At 69.0% G+C, this 16,644-nt stretch carries 17 protein-coding genes and 1 riboswitch; of the genes, 11 read left to right on the top strand and 6 right to left on the bottom strand.

From position 1 onward, the window contains the following. The first annotated feature begins 1 nt into the window (after position 1). The 4 genes from tsf (at position 2) to OH809_RS12820 (ending at position 3,598) form a co-directional block, all read left to right on the top strand. Positions 2 to 838, top strand: coding sequence for a translation elongation factor Ts (gene tsf / locus OH809_RS12835; protein ID WP_406422263.1), 837 nt, complete (start codon positions 2 to 4; stop codon positions 836 to 838). 159 nt (positions 839 to 997) lie between these two features. Beyond that, positions 998 to 1,774 carry a UMP kinase gene (pyrH, locus tag OH809_RS12830; protein WP_266981013.1) on the top strand — a complete coding sequence of 259 codons (777 nt, stop codon included), beginning with the start codon at positions 998 to 1,000 and terminating at the stop codon, positions 1,772 to 1,774. Positions 1,775 to 1,955: 181 nt separating this feature from the next. Beyond that, positions 1,956 to 2,513, top strand: a complete 558-nt coding sequence (gene frr, locus OH809_RS12825) for a ribosome recycling factor (RefSeq protein WP_406422264.1) — start codon at positions 1,956 to 1,958, stop codon at positions 2,511 to 2,513. Continuing rightward, a complete protein-coding gene (locus tag OH809_RS12820; protein WP_406422265.1) occupies positions 2,513 to 3,598 on the top strand; it encodes a phosphatidate cytidylyltransferase in 1,086 nt (361 codons plus the stop codon). The genes frr and OH809_RS12820 overlap by 1 nt, the downstream gene beginning before the upstream one ends. Positions 3,599 to 3,824: 226 nt before the next feature. Here OH809_RS12820 and OH809_RS12815 read toward each other — a convergent pair whose 3' ends face one another. Continuing rightward, positions 3,825 to 4,067, bottom strand: a complete 243-nt coding sequence (locus OH809_RS12815) for a hypothetical protein (protein WP_406515100.1) — start codon at positions 4,065 to 4,067, stop codon at positions 3,825 to 3,827. A gap of 133 nt (positions 4,068 to 4,200) precedes the next feature. After that, positions 4,201 to 4,404 (bottom strand): DUF6233 domain-containing protein, encoded by a 204-nt coding sequence (locus OH809_RS12810; protein ID WP_406425221.1) that lies wholly within the window; start codon positions 4,402 to 4,404, stop codon positions 4,201 to 4,203. Between the two features lie 312 nt (positions 4,405 to 4,716). Between OH809_RS12810 and rlmN the strand changes: the two genes are divergently transcribed. The 6 genes from rlmN (at position 4,717) to OH809_RS12780 (ending at position 10,876) form a co-directional block, all read left to right on the top strand. Continuing rightward, the gene (gene rlmN, locus OH809_RS12805) at positions 4,717 to 5,823 is read left to right on the top strand and encodes a 23S rRNA (adenine(2503)-C(2))-methyltransferase RlmN (RefSeq protein WP_406422267.1); all 1,107 of its coding nucleotides are present in this window, start codon (positions 4,717 to 4,719) and stop codon (positions 5,821 to 5,823) included. 41 nt (positions 5,824 to 5,864) lie between these two features. Further along, a riboswitch (TPP riboswitch) is annotated at positions 5,865 to 5,981 on the top strand. A gap of 73 nt (positions 5,982 to 6,054) precedes the next feature. After that, positions 6,055 to 7,176, top strand: coding sequence for a thiamine ABC transporter substrate binding subunit (locus OH809_RS12800; protein ID WP_406422268.1), 1,122 nt, complete (start codon positions 6,055 to 6,057; stop codon positions 7,174 to 7,176). A 116-nt stretch (positions 7,177 to 7,292) separates the two neighbouring features. Continuing rightward, a complete protein-coding gene (locus OH809_RS12795; RefSeq protein ID WP_406515099.1) occupies positions 7,293 to 8,942 on the top strand; it encodes an ABC transporter permease in 1,650 nt (549 codons plus the stop codon). 22 nt (positions 8,943 to 8,964) lie between these two features. After that, positions 8,965 to 9,990, top strand: a complete 1,026-nt coding sequence (locus OH809_RS12790; RefSeq protein ID WP_406422270.1) for an ABC transporter ATP-binding protein — start codon at positions 8,965 to 8,967, stop codon at positions 9,988 to 9,990. 78 nt (positions 9,991 to 10,068) lie between these two features. Next, positions 10,069 to 10,431, top strand: coding sequence for an ArsR/SmtB family transcription factor (locus tag OH809_RS12785; protein ID WP_406422271.1), 363 nt, complete (start codon positions 10,069 to 10,071; stop codon positions 10,429 to 10,431). Continuing rightward, positions 10,424 to 10,876 (top strand): SRPBCC domain-containing protein, encoded by a 453-nt coding sequence (locus OH809_RS12780; RefSeq protein WP_406422272.1) that lies wholly within the window; start codon positions 10,424 to 10,426, stop codon positions 10,874 to 10,876. Before OH809_RS12785 ends, OH809_RS12780 begins: the two co-directional genes overlap by 8 nt. Positions 10,877 to 10,900: 24 nt before the next feature. On the opposite strand, the gene OH809_RS12775 is transcribed toward OH809_RS12780, so the two are convergent. The 4 genes from OH809_RS12775 to OH809_RS12760 all read right to left on the bottom strand — a co-directional run bounded on the left by OH809_RS12775 (position 10,901) and on the right by OH809_RS12760 (position 14,954). Next, positions 10,901 to 12,085: a hypothetical protein gene (locus OH809_RS12775; protein ID WP_406422273.1), complete on the bottom strand. Its 1,185-nt coding sequence runs from the start codon at positions 12,083 to 12,085 to the stop codon at positions 10,901 to 10,903. Next, the gene (locus OH809_RS12770; RefSeq protein ID WP_406422274.1) at positions 12,067 to 12,804 is read right to left on the bottom strand and encodes an ABC transporter ATP-binding protein; all 738 of its coding nucleotides are present in this window, start codon (positions 12,802 to 12,804) and stop codon (positions 12,067 to 12,069) included. The genes OH809_RS12775 and OH809_RS12770 overlap by 19 nt, the downstream gene beginning before the upstream one ends. 279 nt (positions 12,805 to 13,083) lie before the next feature. Further along, positions 13,084 to 14,463 carry an aspartate aminotransferase family protein gene (locus OH809_RS12765; RefSeq protein WP_266980987.1) on the bottom strand — a complete coding sequence of 460 codons (1,380 nt, stop codon included), beginning with the start codon at positions 14,461 to 14,463 and terminating at the stop codon, positions 13,084 to 13,086. Then, positions 14,448 to 14,954 (bottom strand): Lrp/AsnC family transcriptional regulator, encoded by a 507-nt coding sequence (locus OH809_RS12760; protein ID WP_406422275.1) that lies wholly within the window; start codon positions 14,952 to 14,954, stop codon positions 14,448 to 14,450. The genes OH809_RS12765 and OH809_RS12760 overlap by 16 nt, the downstream gene beginning before the upstream one ends. A gap of 163 nt (positions 14,955 to 15,117) precedes the next feature. Here OH809_RS12760 and OH809_RS12755 point away from each other — a divergent pair, with 163 nt between their 5' ends. Next, positions 15,118 to 16,557 (top strand): gamma-aminobutyraldehyde dehydrogenase, encoded by a 1,440-nt coding sequence (locus OH809_RS12755; protein WP_406422276.1) that lies wholly within the window; start codon positions 15,118 to 15,120, stop codon positions 16,555 to 16,557. Positions 16,558 to 16,644 lie beyond the last annotated feature (87 nt).

Here is a 16,644-nt window from a genome sequence, read left to right as displayed (position 1 = left end):
CATGGCGAACTACACCGCCGCTGACGTCAAGAAGCTCCGCGAGCTCACCGGCGCCGGCATGATGGACTGCAAGAAGGCGCTCGACGAGGCCGACGGCAACGTCGACAAGGCCGTCGAGGAGCTCCGTATCAAGGGTCAGAAGGGCGTCGCCAAGCGCGAGGGCCGTTCTGCCGAGAACGGTGCCGTCGTCTCCCTCATCTCCGAGGACAAGACCTCCGGCGTCCTGCTCGAGCTGAAGTGCGAGACGGACTTCGTCGCCAAGGGCGAGAAGTTCCTGGCCGTCGCCGACGCTCTCGCCGCCCACGTCGCCGCGACCTCGCCGGCCGATCTGGCCACGCTGCTCGCCTCCGAGATCGAGGCCGGCAAGACTGTTCAGGCCTACGTCGACGAGGCCAACGCCAACCTCGGCGAGAAGATCGTCCTGGACCGCTTCGCGCAGTTCACCGGCGGTTACGTGGCTGCGTACATGCACCGCACCATGCCCGACCTCCCGCCGCAGGTCGGCGTCCTGGTCGAGCTGGACAAGGAGAACGCCGAGGTCGCCAAGGACGTCGCGCAGCACATCGCCGCCTTCGCCCCGAAGTACCTCAACCGCGACGAGGTCCCGGCCGAGACGGTCGAGAACGAGCGTCGTGTCGCCGAGGCCACCTCTCGCGAGGAGGGCAAGCCCGAGGCCGCCCTTCCGAAGATCGTCGAGGGTCGCGTCAACGGCTTCTTCAAGGACGTCGTCGTCCTGGAGCAGGCCTTCGCCAAGGACAACAAGAAGTCCGTCCAGAAGGTCCTGGACGAGGCTGGTGTCACCCTGAAGCGCTTCTCGCGCATCAAGGTCGGCATCTGAGTCCGTCCGCGAAAAACGGTGGACCCCGATAGGGTCTGGTGCAGTCGTCGGCCGCACACCCGCCGTACGACCGCAGATCTGACGAGGAGGCCATTGCCGCTGAGGGACACCAGACCCACCGGCAATGGCCTTCTTCGTATGTGCACGAGGAGAATCTCCATGAACAAGGGCGCGGACGCCGCCAAAGGTGACCACAAGCGCGAGGACGGCAAGGTGGCCGGACGCTTCATGCTGAAGCTGTCCGGGGAGGCATTCGCCGGCGGCGGGGGCCTCGGCGTCGACCCCGATGTCGTACACGCCATCGCCCGGGAAATCGCGGCTGTCGTCCGGGGCGGTGCGGAAATCGCGGTTGTCATCGGCGGCGGCAACTTCTTCCGCGGCGCCGAGCTCCAGCAGCGGGGCATGGACCGGGCCCGGTCCGACTACATGGGCATGCTCGGCACCGTCATGAACTGCCTGGCGCTCCAGGACTTCCTGGAGAAGGAGGGCATCGACTCCCGCGTCCAGACCGCCATCACCATGGGGCAGGTCGCGGAACCGTACATCCCGCTGCGCGCCGTGCGCCACCTGGAGAAGGGACGCGTCGTCATCTTCGGCGCCGGTATGGGCATGCCGTACTTCTCCACCGACACCACCGCCGCCCAGCGCGCCCTGGAGATCGACGCCGAGGGTCTGCTCATGGGCAAGAACGGGGTGGACGGGGTCTACGACTCCGACCCGAAGACCAACCCCGACGCGGTGAAGTTCGACGCGCTGGAGTACAGCGAGGTGCTCGCCCGCGATCTCAAGATTGCCGACGCCACCGCCATCACGCTCTGCCGTGACAACCAGCTGCCGATCCTCGTCTTCGAGCTGACCGCGGCCGGCAATATCGCCCGCGCCGTCAAGGGTGAGAAGATCGGCACGCTCGTGAGCGACCAGGGCACCCGGGCCTGACAACCGGGGGGCCGCCCGGGGGAATCCCCCGACGGCCCCGGGGCCGACCGGGGACACCCGGGGGACGGTCCCGAAGGATGGACAACGGCCTGCCGGTCGGACACCGTGCAGGTGAGGACGCGACGCAGGACCCGCCGGGCCCGAGCACGCCGGGCCCACTCAAGACACGCAGGAGCACGTGGTGATCGAAGAAACCCTCCTCGAGGCCGAGGAGAAGATGGAGAAGGCCGTCGTCGTCGCGAAGGAGGACTTCGCCGCGATCCGTACCGGCCGTGCGCACCCGGCGATGTTCAACAAGATCGTCGCCGACTACTACGGCGCGCTGACCCCGATCAACCAGCTCGCCTCGTTCTCGGTGCCCGAGCCGCGCATGGCCGTCGTGACGCCGTTCGACAAGAGCGCGCTGCGCAACATCGAGCAGGCCATCCGCGACTCGGATCTCGGCGTCAACCCGAGCAACGACGGCAATATCATCCGGGTGACCTTCCCGGACCTCACCGAGGAGCGTCGGCGCGACTACATCAAGGTCGCGAAGGCGAAGGCCGAGGACTCCAAGATCTCCATCCGGGCCGTGCGCCGCAAGGCCAAGGAGACCCTGGACAAGCTGGTCAAGGACAAGGAGTCCGGCGAGGACGAGGTGCGTCGCGCCGAGAAGGAACTCGACGACACCACTGCGAAGTACGTCGCGCAGGTCGACGAGCTGCTCAAGCACAAGGAAGCCGAGCTGCTCGAAGTCTGATGAACGACTCTTCCTGGGGCGCCCCGCAGGGAGCCGGCTACGGGAGTACGCCCGAGATGAGGGCTGCCCCGGCAGGTCCTGTACACGATGTGCATGACGCCCAGCAGACTCGGCCCATGCCCATCGTGCCGGACGTTCCCGATGCAGGTAGAGACGCTGACGACCGTGATGACCGGTACGGGGGAGCCGTCGGCCGGCGCGGCGGTCCCCCGTACCGTGACGAGAAGCCGCAGGAGCCCATGTCCACCGCGCCGCCGCCCCCGCAGAAGAAACGTGCGGGCCGTGACCTGCGAGCCGCCATAGGGGTCGGTGTGGGGCTCGGGGCCGTCATCGCCGCCTCGCTCTTCATCGTGAAGGCCGTCTTCATCGGCGTGATAGCGATCGCCGTCGTCGTCGGCCTCTGGGAGCTCACCTCCCGGCTGCAGGAGCGCAAGGGCATCAAGGCACCGCTCGTACCGCTCGCGATCGGCGGCGCGGCGATGATCGTGGCCGGCTATGTGCGCGGAGCCGAGGGCGCCTGGGTCGCCATGGCCCTGACCGCCCTGGCGGTGCTCGTCTGGCGGATGACCGAGCCGCCCGAGGGGTACCTCAAGGACGTCACGGCCGGTGTTTTCGCCGCGTTCTACGTACCCTTCCTGGCCACCTTCGTCGCGATGCTGCTGAGCGCCGACGACGGGCCGCAGCGGGTCCTCACCTTCCTCCTGCTGACCGTCGTCAGCGACACGGGCGCGTACGCGGTCGGCTGGCGCTTCGGGAAGCACAAGCTCGCGCCACGGATCAGCCCCGGGAAGACCCGCGAGGGACTGTTCGGAGCGGTCGCCTTCGCGATGGTCGCCGGTGCGCTGTGCATGCAGTTCCTGATCGACGACGGCACCTGGTGGCAGGGGCTGCTGCTCGGCCTGGCGGTCGCTGCCAGCGCCACTCTGGGCGACCTGGGCGAGTCCATGATCAAGCGGGATCTCGGGATCAAGGACATGGGCACGCTGCTCCCCGGTCACGGCGGGATCATGGACCGACTGGACTCGCTGCTGCCGACCGCTCCGGTGGTCTGGCTCCTGCTGGTGCTTTTCGTCGGCTCCAGCTGAGAAGCCGGGCCGGCGCCCAGCCTGACCTGCGTTTTTATGAGTGAGGGTCCGTGATCCACAGGATGGCGGGCCCTCACTCCTCTGTCTGCGCGATGAGCCGGACTCGGCAGGCGCAGGCTTCCGCGGGGTGATGTCGAACGATGCGAGGGGCCGCGGTCCGAGGTACGGGAAGGCGTGCAGCCGGAGTTGTGTCTCCGTCGTCGCCCGAGACGCCGGGGGACAGCCCTTAGGCCGCGCCGTATTCGTGCGGTCTCCCGCCCTGCCACTTCACCCACCGGGGGTCGTCCAGCACGTCATCGGCGTCCGGCAGTCCGGCGCGGCGCAGGAACTCGACCACGTCGGCGTCGCTGTGAGCGAGGCCCGCGGTCTGAGCGCGGATCGTGACCCGACGGCCACCCGCTCCCGCTGCTCGGTGCACGGTGATCGGTACGTCACACGTGTCCTCGGGGTCCGACAGCTCGTGGCTCAAAGCACTCCTGGCTCTCTTGGCTTTCTGTCAGGCCGGCGCTACGGGCAAGCCGCGATGCCGTCCTCTGTAAGGCCGACCGGCAATTGGAGGGGCGGCGTCACGGGGCTGGGGCACGCACCTCGCGGCGTTGTCGTCAATCACCTTGGCTCCGCCATGGCCCAATCCTCCGCCTTGCGATGCACGCACCCCAGCCCCGCTCCTTCACCCACCCCCCATTGCCGGTCGGCCTAAGTGCGCGCAGGGCCTGATCGCGCCGCGTCGTCCGCGTTCTCTGTCCGCTCATGCCACAGTCGCCCGTGCGGACGGCGTCGGTCTGGGGCGCGCCACCCGCGTTCATCCGGCTCGGCGGTGGTGCGATCTGTTCGCCCGGCCGACACGCCTGCCACTCGCGCACGATGCGCAGGTCACTGGACGAGAGAGATTTTCGGACACATATTCGATTCTAAGTGGCGGTGGGCTGCTGTGCGCACCACGTGCGTGTCGTGCGATCGGTCACGGTCCGCGGGCGCGGCCGGGCCGTCTGTGGGCCGTCGGGGCCGCCAATGGCGACCGGCAAGGAGCACCGTCGACCGGGCGCGGTCGCACCCTGTCCCGCCTGAGCCGGCGACGACTGCTGGCACCACGGCGTGTCTGCGACACTGGAGAAACCATGCCTAAGCCCGGAGAACTCACTTTCGTCGCGCCCCGCGGAGCCAAGAAGCCGCCGCGGCACCTCGCCGACCTCACGCCCGCCGAGCGCAAGGAAGCCATCGCCGCGATCGGCGAGAAGCCGTTCCGCGCGCAGCAGCTGTCACAGCACTACTTCGCGCGGTACGCGCACGACCCGGCCGAGTGGACCAACATCCCGGCCGGTTCACGGGACAAGCTCGCCGAGGCGATGTTCCCCGACCTGATGTCCGTGGTCCGGCACATCAGCTGCGACGACGACACCACCCGTAAGACGCTGTGGAAGCTGCACGACGGGACGCTGGTCGAGTCCGTCCTGATGCGCTACCCGGAGCGGGTGACGATGTGCATCTCGTCGCAGGCCGGATGCGGGATGAACTGCCCGTTCTGCGCGACGGGGCAGGCCGGTCTGGACCGCAACCTGTCGACCGCCGAGATCGTCCACCAGATCGTGGACGGCATGCGGGCGTTGCGTGACGGGGAGGTTCCGGGCGGGCCCGCGCGGCTCTCCAACATCGTCTTCATGGGCATGGGCGAGCCGCTCGCCAACTACAAGAGGGTGGTTGGCGCGATTCGCCGGCTGACCGACCCGGAGCCGGACGGTCTCGGTCTTTCGCAGCGCGGCATCACCGTCTCCACCGTGGGCCTGGTGCCGGCCATGCTGCGCTTTGCCGACGAGGGCTTCAAGTGCCGCCTCGCCGTCTCGCTGCACGCGCCGGACGACGAGCTGCGGGACACGCTCGTGCCGGTGAACACGCGCTGGAAGGTACGCGAGGTGCTGGACGCGGCGTGGGAGTACGCGGAGAAGTCCGGCCGTCGGATCTCCATCGAGTACGCGCTGATCCGCGACATCAACGACCAGGCCTGGCGCGGTGACCTGCTCGGCCGACTCCTCAAAGGCAAGCGCGTCCATGTCAACCTGATCCCGCTCAACCCGACGCCCGGCTCGAAGTGGACCGCTTCCCGGCCCGAGGACGAGAAGGCGTTCGTCGATGCGATCGCCTCCCACGGAGTGCCCGTGACCGTGCGGGACACCCGCGGCCAGGAGATCGACGGGGCCTGCGGGCAGCTGGCGGCATCCGAGCGCTGAGGCCGAAAGGGCCCGTGTAACCTGGGCCCGAAATCAACTTCATATTCCGACAGGGGAGCGCCACAGCGCTGAGAGTGCGGCACCGAGGACAGGTTGGCCGCAGACCCTCTGAACCTCGCCCGGGTCATTCCGGGTAGGAAGTTCGGTCATCAACTCATGCTGTTGCGCCCTGCCCGCTTCTCCAAGGGCAGGGCCGCGTCTCTTCCTGGTCAAACCCAGGAGGAATTCATAATGAGCACCACCCGCACCACGCGCGGGACCAAGCAGCTCGCGGCGACGGCCCTCGCCGCCGCGCTCGGCGTCACGGCACTGGCCGGCTGCGGCAGTTCCGACGACTCGGCGTCAGGGGCCGGTGACACGAAGGGCTCCGGCTCCAAGACCGTGACCCTTGTCAGCCACGACTCGTTCAACGCCTCCAAGGACGTGCTGAAGGCGTTCACGCAGGAGACCGGCTACACGGTCAAGGTGCTGAAGAGCGGTGACGCAGGCGCTGCCCTCAACCAGGAGATCCTGACCAAGGGCTCCCCGCGAGGTGATGTGTTCTTCGGCGTCGACAACACGCTGCTCTCCCGGGCCCTCGACAACGGACTGTTCACCCCGTACGAGGCGAAGGGCATCGACCGGGTCGCGGCAGACGCCCAGCTGGACGCGGCCAAGCACCGGGTCACTCCGATCGACACCGGCGACATCTGCATCAACTACGACAAGAAGTACTTCGCCGACAAGAAGCTCGCGCCGCCGAAGACCTTCGACGACCTGGCGAAGCCCGCGTACAAGAACCTTCTCGTCACCGAGAACGCCGCGACCTCGTCGCCCGGTCTCGGCTTCCTCCTCGGCACCGTCGCCACCTACGGCGAGAGCGGATACCAGGACTACTGGAAGAAGCTGAAGAGCAACGGCGTGAAGGTGGTCGACGGCTGGGAGCAGGCGTACAACGAGGAGTTCTCCGGGTCCGCGGGCGGCACGAAGGCCAAGGCGGACCGGCCGCTCGTCGTCTCGTACGCCTCCAGCCCGCCGGTCGAGGTGCTCTACGCGAAGCCGCAGCCGAGCGAGGCTCCGACCGGTGTCGCGACAGGGACGTGCTTCCGTCAGATCGAGTTCGCCGGTCTGCTGAACGGCGCGAAGAACGAGGCGGGCGGCAAGGCGCTGCTGGACTTCCTGATCAGCAAGAAGTTCCAGGAGGACATGCCGCTCAACATGTTCGTGAACCCCGTCACCAAGGACGCGAAGCTGCCGGAGCTCTTCACGGAGTTCGGCGCTACGGTCGACAGGCCCACCACCGTGGCCCCGGACGCCATCGCCAAGAACCGTGAGCAGTGGGTCCAGTCGTGGTCCTCGCTCGTAGTGAAGTAGCGAAGAGTCCCGTACGCGGTCCGGGCGCGGGCGGGAAGGGTTCGCGCGCCCGGTCCGGGCTCGCGGATCCCCGGCGCGCGGGGGCGTGGCGGGGGAGCGTGGTGCGGCTCGGTCTGATGGCCGTGCCCGTCACGTTCTTCGCGCTGTTCTTCGCCTACCCCGTCGTCGCGATCGTCGGCCGCGGGCTGAAGGCCGACGGCGCCTGGCAGTTCGGCCGGATCGGCGAGGTGCTGACCCGGCCGGACATCCTCGACGTCCTCTGGTTCACTACCTGGCAGGCCCTCGCGTCGACCGCGCTGACCCTGTTGATCGCGCTGCCCGGTGCGTATGTCTTCGCCCGCTTCGACTTCCCCTGCAAGCAGGTGCTGCGGGCGGTCGTCACCGTGCCGTTCGTCCTGCCGACCGTTGTCGTGGGGACGGCCTTCCTGGCGCTGCTGGGGCGCGGCGGTTTCCTCGACGAACTGGCGGGCGTGCGTCTCGACACCACGGTGTGGGCGATCCTGCTCGCCCATGTCTTCTTCAACTACGCGGTCGTCGTGCGGACCGTCGGCGGACTGTGGTCGCAGCTCGACCCGCGGCAGGAGGAGGCAGCCCGGGTGCTGGGCGCCGGGCGGTTCGCGGCGTGGCGGCGGGTCACTCTGCCGGCCCTCGCGCCCGCGGTGGCCGCCGCTGGGCTGATGGTCTTCCTCTTCACGTTCACCTCCTTCGGGGTCGTACAGATCCTCGGCGGTCCGGCCTACTCCACGCTGGAGGTCGAGATCTACCGGCAGACCGCCCAGCTCCTCGACCTTTCGACAGCCGCCGTGCTGACGCTGGTTCAGTTCGCCGCGGTCGGCGCGATCCTGGCCGTGCACGCGTGGACCGTGCGGCGCAGGGAAACGGCGCTGAAGCTGGTCGATCCGGCGCAGACCTCCCGCAGGCCGCGCGGCACCGGGCAGTGGGCGCTGCTCGGCGGGGTCCTGCTGACGGTGCTGGTGTTGATCCTGCTGCCGCTCGGTGTGCTCGTGGAACGTTCGCTGGACACCCCCGGCGGCTACGGCTTCGGCTACTACCGCGCCCTGCAGTCCGCGGAGGCGAGCGGCAGCACGTTCCTGGTCGCACCTCTCGAAGCGATCGGGAACTCAATGCAGTACGCGCTGGTCGCGACTGTGATCGCGCTGATCGTCGGCGGGCTGGCGGCGGCCGCGCTGACGCTCCCCCAGCCTCGAACGGACTCGGCCGGGGGGACCCCCCTGGCCGGGCGGCTGGCCCGGGGTTTCGACGCGCTGCTGATGCTGCCTCTCGGGGTGTCCGCCGTCACCGTCGGCTTCGGTTTTCTGATCACGCTGGACAGGCCCCCGCTGGACCTGCGGACTTCGTGGATCCTGGTGCCGCTCGCCCAGGCGCTGGTCGGCGTTCCCTTTGTCGTACGGACGATGCTGCCGGTCCTGCGGGCGGTGGACGGGCGGCTCCGGGAGGCGGCGGCGGTGCTCGGGGCGTCGCGGCTGCGGGCCTGGCGCGAGGTCGATCTGCCGCTGGTGCGAAGAGCGGTGCTGGTCGCGGCGGGCTTCGCGTTCGCCGTGTCGCTCGGCGAGTTCGGGGCGACGGTGTTCATCGCGCGGCCCGACAACCCGACCCTGCCGGTGGCCGTGGCGCGGCTGCTGGGACGGTCCGGGGAGCTCAACTACGGGCAGGCGATGGCGCTCAGCACGATTCTGATGCTGGTGTGCGCGGTGTCGCTGCTGCTGCTCGAACGTATCCGCCCCGACCGGTCCGGGGAGTTCTGACGATGCTCGGGGTGTTCTGGACATGCTGACACTGGAATCCGCCACGGTCCTCTTCGGGAAGCGGGCGGCGCTCGACGCGGTGGATCTGAGGGTCGCGGACCACGAGATCGTCTGCGTCCTGGGGCCCAGCGGCAGCGGCAAGTCGACCCTGTTGCGCGTGGTCGCCGGACTGCACCCGCCGGACGGCGGCCGGGTGCTCCTCGACGGCGTCGACCAGACCGGCGTTCCGGTGCACCGGCGCGGTCTCGGCCTGATGTTCCAGGATCATCAGCTCTTTCCGCACCGGGACGTCGGCGCCAACGTCGCCTTCGGGCTGCGCATGCGCGGTGTCACACGCGGCGACCAGGACCGCAGGGTCGCCGAACTCCTCGAACTGGTGGGCTTGCCCGGCGCCGAACGGCGGGCCGTCGCCGCGCTGTCCGGCGGCGAACAGCAGCGTGTCGCCCTCGCGCGGGCGCTCGCCCCGCGGCCGAAGCTGCTGATGCTGGACGAGCCGCTCGGCCAGCTGGACCGCAGTCTGCGCGAACGCCTCGTCGTCGAACTGCGCACCCTGTTCGCCCGGTTGGGGACGACGGTGCTCGCCGTCACTCACGACCAGGGCGAGGCCTTCGCCCTCGCCGACCGGGTCATCGTGATGCGCGACGGGCGGATCGCCCAGGCGGGCACCCCGTTGGAGGTCTGGCAGCGCCCCGCCTCCGCCTTCGTCGCCCGGTTCCTCGGCTTCGACAACGTGGTGGACGCGACGGTGACCGGCGCGGCGGCCGGTACGGCGTGGGGAAAGGTGCCGGTGATGGAGGGCTCGCCGCAGGGCCCGTGCGCTCTGCTGGTGCGTCCGGCGGGCGTACTGCTCGGATCCCCGGAGTCAGGGCTGCGCTGCACGGTCGGCGCGCGCACCTTCCGGGGCAACCATGTCTCCGTGACCCTCCACCCCGAGAGCGGACCGCTCCTGGAGGCGGAGTGCCCGCTGCGGCACACCCCTCAGGAGGGCGCGTCGGTGGGTGTGACCTTCGACGCGTCGGAGACAGTGGTACTACCCGCGGCGTTCTAGGCGCGGCGCGCCGCGGCTGACGGGGCAGCTCCGCGCTATATTAAACACATCGGTTAATTAACGAGGTGGTTAAGGAGCATGACTGAAGCGGACCGGCTCAGCACCGTCTTCGCGGCTCTGGCCGACCCGACCCGTCGCGCGATCCTCGCGCGGCTGGCCGTGGGCGAGGCCACGGTCACCGAACTTGCCGAGCCGTTCGACATGAGCCTCCCCGCGGTTTCCCGGCATCTGAAGGTGCTGGAGCGCGCCGGGCTGATCACGCGCGGCCGGTCGGCGCAGTGGCGGCCGTGCAGGCTGGAGGCGGCGCCGCTGGCGGACGCCACGGAGTGGCTGGACCATTACAGAACGTTCTGGGAGAGCGGTTTCGACCGCCTCGGGGAACACCTCAAGCAGCTTCAGAAGATCCGGAACGACTCCGAAAAGGACAGGGACCATGACTGAATCGGCACGCGAGGGCATCGACATCACCCGTATTTTCGACGCCTCGCGGGAACTCGTCTTCGAGGCCTGGACGACCCCCGAGCACTTCGCCGCCTGGTACGGCGGGGACGCCGAGGTGCCGCTCGACCGGGTGTCGATGGATGTCCGGCCGGGCGGCAGGTGGAGCCTGGTCGTCGTGGTGCCGGGCACCGAGATGCCGTTCCACGGTGTCTACCGGGAGGTGGTCGCACCCGAGCGGCTCGTCTTCACGCTGAAGGACGCCACCGCACCCGACGACATCGAGGGCGAGATCGTCACCGTCACGTTCACCGATCGCGGCGACAGGACCACCGAGATGGTCTTCCAGCAGCGCGGCGGCAACCTCACGGCCGAGCAGTACGCGGCGGCGGAGGACGGCTGGGAGGCGTTCTTCGACGCGCTGGTCAGCCGGCTCGCAACGATCTGAACCGCTCGGCCGGCCAGCGGCCCGTCAGCCGGTCAGCGGCAGCGCGGCCAATTCGGCGATCGCCCAGGTGATCGGGGCGAATACGACCAGCAGAATGCCGACCCGCAGGGCCGTCGCTGCCCGCAGCGCCGAGGCCGGCGCACCGAGCCGCAGCAGCGTCTGAGCCAGGTGGGCGCGGGCCTGCTTCGCCTCCAGGGCGGAGGTCAGCAGCGTCGCCGTCGTGCAGCCCAGTACGAGTACGGCGCCGAGCGCGGTGAGCGGGCCGAAGGGACGAGGTCCCGTCCCGTACAGCGCGAACGCCGCGATCACCGCGGAGAGCACCGCGCAGACCACACCCAGCGGCCGGCCGATCCGGCGCGCCTCGTCCATCAGCACCCTTCCGGCCAGCAGACGTACGGCTCCGGGACGCACCGCCTGCAGCAGCTGTCCGCAGAGGTGAGTCAGTCCGGGACCCGCCATGGCCAGACCGATTGCCGTCAGCGACCACCCCGCCAGCACCCACACCGGGGTGGCGTCGGGAATTCCCGGCAGGGGGAACGGGCTGCCCGCGCCATCAAGGCTCGCGTACGCCTCGACCGCGAGACCGGCTGCCGTCAGCGCCACGCCCCACGGCAGTCCGGTCGGCGGAGCCGCCGGAGCCGGGATCTGCTCGTCCGGCACGATGTCCTGCGTGCCGTCCTCCGGCACCGCCGCCTGTAGCGGCCGGGTGCGCAGCGCCATCGCGCTCGCCGCCGCCGCGGCCACCGGCACCAGCGTCAGCAGAACAAGGGCTGCGGCCACCGGCAACGGGGCTCCTGCGCCCAGCAGTTCGGCCGCCGCACCGTCGAACGGCAGCCCGGTCAGATCGCCGCGCAGATGCAGGAAGAAGAGCAGCGCCACCATCGACCCGAGGGCGCAGGACATGGCGGTGGAGAACGCGGCCAGCACGCCGAGCCGGACCGGCCCCAGACCGACGGCGGACAGCCCCGGACGCGGGCGGGTGCTCGGGTCCGTACGGGCCACCGCGACCGCGAACTGCACAGTGGCGGCCAGCGGCACGAAGCACCACAGCAGCCGCAGCACCGAGACGGTCGAGTACGCCGGATGCGTCGACGCGTATGCCAGGGTGCACAGCAGCAGGAAGCCGACCCCGGCCGAGGCGGCCGCGACCAGCAGTCGCCGTACCAGGACCAGCGGATGGGTACCGCGGGCTAGACGGAGAGCGAGCACGCCGCGTGGCCTTCCGTATCGGACGCGGCGGGCAGGGCGACGGTGGCGACGCGGCGGCCGTCCAGCAGCGGGACCGTGCGGTCTGCCAGCGAGGCGACCTCCACGTCATGGGTGGCGAGCACGACCGTGATGCCGTGCGAGCGGGCCGCGCTCGTCAGTGTCCGCAGCACGTGGGTGCGGTCCGTGCGGTGCAGCGTCGCGGTCGGCTCGTCGGCGAAGATCACCGTGGGTGAGCCGGCCAGCGCGCGGGCGACGGCGATCCGCTGGCGCTGCCCCTGGAGCAGCATGTGCGGCCGCTTCTTGGCGCACATGCCGATGTCGAGCCGCTCCAGCCACTCCATGGCGGCCTTCTTCGCGGCCCGGTGCGAGGTGCCGCGCAGCAGCAGGGGAAGCGCTGCGTTCTCCCAGGTGTTCAGCTCCGGTACGAGCTGGGGATCGGGTGCGATCCAGCCGAACCGGTCACGGCGCAGCCGCTCGCGCAGCCGCGGACCCATGGTGTGGACCGGGACGCTGTTGAACCACACCTCGCCCTGCTGAGGCACCAGTTGGCCGGAGAGGCAGTGCAGCAGAGTCGTCTTGCCGCTGCCTCGCGGGCCGGTCACGGCGAGGATCTCGCCGTCGTGGACCTCCAGGGAGATCCCGCCGAGCGCGGGTGAGCCGTTGTGGGAGTGGTGCAGGGAACGCGCCCAGATCACGTCGTTGTCCGGCGGGGCCACCATGGCGTACACCTCGGTTCAGATCAGATTTCCCGTCCCCCGTACGGGGGAACGAAGAGGGGGCCGATCGGTCACTCGGCACCGTAAGGATTCGGACCGCGGTGTGCGCACAGCACGTGGCCCGGGTGCGCTTCTTCCCACTCGAATGGGCGCATCCGGGCCGTGTGGACCGTATGAAATGACCGCTGGAATGCGGTCGACTGGTGATCGGGCCGGGGTCAATCGGTCAATCGATCCGTGGTCGATCAGCCGATCGACCCGCGGCCCGGATCACCGTCCCTCTCAGAGCTTCGTCCAGGCCTCCGTCAGGACGCTCCGGAGGATGCCCTCGATCTCGTCGAACGTCGACTGGTCGGAGATCAGCGGCGGCGCGAGCTGGACGACCGGGTCGCCGCGGTCGTCGGCCCGGCAGTACAGACCGTTGTCGTACAGCGCCTTGGAGAGGAAGCCGTAGAGAACGCGCTCGGTCTCCTCGTCGGTGAACGTCTCCTTGGTGGCCTTGTCCTTCACCAGCTCGATGCCGTAGAAGAAGCCGTTGCCGCGGACGTCGCCGACGATCGGCAGGTCGTGCAGCTTCTGCAGCGTCGTGAAGAACGCGTTCTCGTTGTCCAGGACGTGCTGGTTGAGGCCCTCGCGCTCGAAGATGTCGAGGTTGGCGAGGCCGACAGCTGCGGAGACCGGGTGCCCGCCGAAGGTGTAGCCGTGCAGGAAGGTGTTGCCGCCCTCGTAGAACGGCTCGGCGATGCGGTCCGAGACGATGCAGGCGCCGATCGGGGAGTAGCCCGACGTCATGCCCTTGGCACAGGTGATCATGTCCGGCACGTAGCCGAACTTGTCGCAGGCGAACATCGTGCCGAGGCGGCCGAAGGCGCAGATGACCTCGTCGGAGACGAGCAGCACGTCGTACTTGTCACAGATCTCGCGGACCCGCTGGAAGTACCCGGGCGGCGGCGGGAAGCAGCCACCGGCGTTCTGTACCGGCTCCAGGAAGACCGCGGCGACCGTCTCCGGTCCCTCGAAGAGGATCTCCTGTTCGATCTGGTCGGCGGCCCAGCGGCCGAAGGCCTCCGGGTCGTCGCCGTGGATCGGGGCACGGTAGATGTTGGTGTTCGGCACCTTGTGCGCGCCGGGGACCAGCGGCTCGAAGGGGGCCTTCAGGGCCGGCAGGCCGGTGATGGACAGGGCGCCCTGCGGGGTGCCGTGGTAGGCGACCGCACGCGAGATGACCTTGTACTTGGTCGGCTTGCCCTTGAGCTTGAAGTACTGCTTGGCAAGCTTCCAGGCGGTCTCGACGGCCTCGCCGCCGCCGGTGGTGAAGAAGACCTTGTTGAGGTCGCCCGGCGCGTAGTCGGCGAGCCGCTCGGCCAGTTCGACGGCCTTCGGGTGGGCGTAGGACCACACCGGGAAGAAGGCCAGCTCCTGGCCCTGCTTGTAGGCCGCTTCGGCGAGCTCGTGACGGCCGTGACCGGCGTTGACCACGAACAGGCCGGACAGGCCGTCGAGGTAGCGCTTGCCCTGGTCGTCATAGATGTAGGTGCCCTCGCCACGCACGATGGTGGGAACGGGCGCGTTCTCGTAGTCCGACATGCGGGTGAAGTGCATCCACAGGTGGTCGTACGCGGTTCGGCTGAGGTCCTTGCTCACGGCTATCGGGTTCCCCACATATAGGTCTGTTTCTTGAGCTTCAGGTAGACGAAACTCTCGGTGGAGCGCACGCCGGGGATGGCCCGGATGCGTTTGTTGATCGTTTCCAGCAGGTGGTCGTCGTCCTCGCAGACGATCTCCACCATCAGGTCGAAGGAGCCCGCGGTCATCACCACGTACTCGCACTCGGCCATGGCCGACAGGGCTTCCGCGACGGGATCGAGGTCGCCTTCGACATTGATGCCGACCATCGCCTGCCGCCGGAACCCCACGGTGAGCGGGTCCGTGACGGCGACGATCTGCATCACGCCCTGATCGAGCAGCTTCTGGACGCGCTGCCGCACGGCCGCCTCGGAGAGGCCGACGGCCTTGCCGATCGCGGCGTACGGACGACGCCCGTCCTCCTGGAGCTGCTCGATGATTGCGAGGGAGACGGCATCGACCGTTGGTGACGATCCGTTCCCGGTCCTGGAGTCTGCGCTGCGACTGGCCACGCGTCCACTGTGCACCGAGACTCGTCTGTCTTGCAACCCTCAATCGATGAAATTCGTTGTCTGAGGGTCTAGATCTCACTGAATCCGAAGTTCTCGGCGGTTGGGTATGTCGAAAGCGATACCGCTGCGACTAGGCTGGACATCTCACCCATTGGACGTGTCGACAGGAGGGGTGGTTGTGACCACCGAGGTGCGCCGTCTGCGCAACTACATCAACGGGGAGTTCCGGGACGCCGCGGACGGGCGGACCATCGACGTGGTCAACCCGGCGACGGAAGAGGTCTACGCGACCTCCCCGCTCTCCGGCCAGGCCGATGTCGATGCCGCCATGGACGCCGCCGCGGCGGCCTTCCCTGCCTGGCGCGACATCACGCCCGCCGAGCGCCAGAAGGCCCTGCTGAAGATCGCGGACGCGTTCGAGGCGCGGGCGGAGGAGCTGATCGCCGCCGAGTCCGAGAACACCGGCAAGCCGATCGAGCTCACCCGCACCGAAGAGATCCCGCCGATGGTGGACCAGATCCGCTTCTTCGCGGGCGCGGCACGGATGCTCGAAGGCCGCTCGGCCGGCGAGTACATGGCGGGGATGACTTCCATCGTCCGCCGCGAGCCGGTCGGCGTCTGCGCGCAGGTTGCGCCGTGGAACTACCCGATGATGATGGCCGTGTGGAAGTTCGCCCCGGCGCTCGCCGCGGGCAACACCGTCGTCATCAAGCCGTCCGACACCACCCCGGCGTCGACCGTGCTGATCGCCGAGATCATCGGCGACATCCTGCCCAAGGGCGTCTTCAACGTCATCTGCGGCGACCGGGACACCGGCCGCGCGATGGTCGAGCACCGGACCCCGGCGATGGCCTCCATCACCGGTTCGGTACGGGCCGGCATGCAGGTCGCCGAGTCCGCCGCCAAGGACGTCAAGCGCGTTCACCTGGAGCTCGGCGGCAAGGCGCCCGTCGTCGTCTTCGAGGACTCCGACATCGCCAAGGCCGTCGAGGGCATCTCCGTCGCGGGCTTCTTCAACGCGGGTCAGGACTGTACGGCCGCGACCCGCGTCCTCGTCCACGAGTCGATCCACGACGAGTTCGTCACCGCGCTCGCCAAGGCCGCCGCCGACACGAAGACCGGGCAGCCGGACGACGAGGACGTGCTCTACGGCCCGCTCAACAACGCCAACCAGCTGAAGCAGGTCAGCGGGTTCATCGACCGGCTGCCCACGCACGCCAAGGTCGAGGCGGGCGGCCACCGGGTCGGCGAGAAGGGCTACTTCTACGCCCCGACCGTCGTCTCCGGTCTGCAGCAGGACGACGAGATCATCCAGAACGAGGTCTTCGGACCGGTGATCACGGTCCAGTCGTTCACCGACGAGAACCAGGCCGTGGAGTACGCGAACGGCGTCGAGTACGCCCTCGCCTCCTCGGTGTGGACCAAGGACCATGCCCGCGCGATGCGCATGTCCAAGAATCTCGACTTCGGCTGTGTGTGGATCAACACCCACATCCCGCTCGTCGCCGAGATGCCGCACGGCGGATTCAAGAAGTCCGGCTACGGCAAGGACCTCTCCGCGTACGGCTTCGAGGACTACACGCGCATCAAGCACGTCATGACCTCGCTCGACGACTGACACCGACGCGGTGGTGACGGCCCCTCGAATGCGCGACTTCGAGGGGCCGTTCCCGTGTCCGCCGCCTGACGGGGCATCGACAGGGTG

It is taken from the genome of Streptomyces sp. NBC_00873 (genome assembly GCF_045207415.1).
Classification (GTDB): domain Bacteria; phylum Actinomycetota; class Actinomycetes; order Streptomycetales; family Streptomycetaceae; genus Streptomyces.
This window is presented reverse-complemented; position numbering and strand designations above follow the sequence as displayed.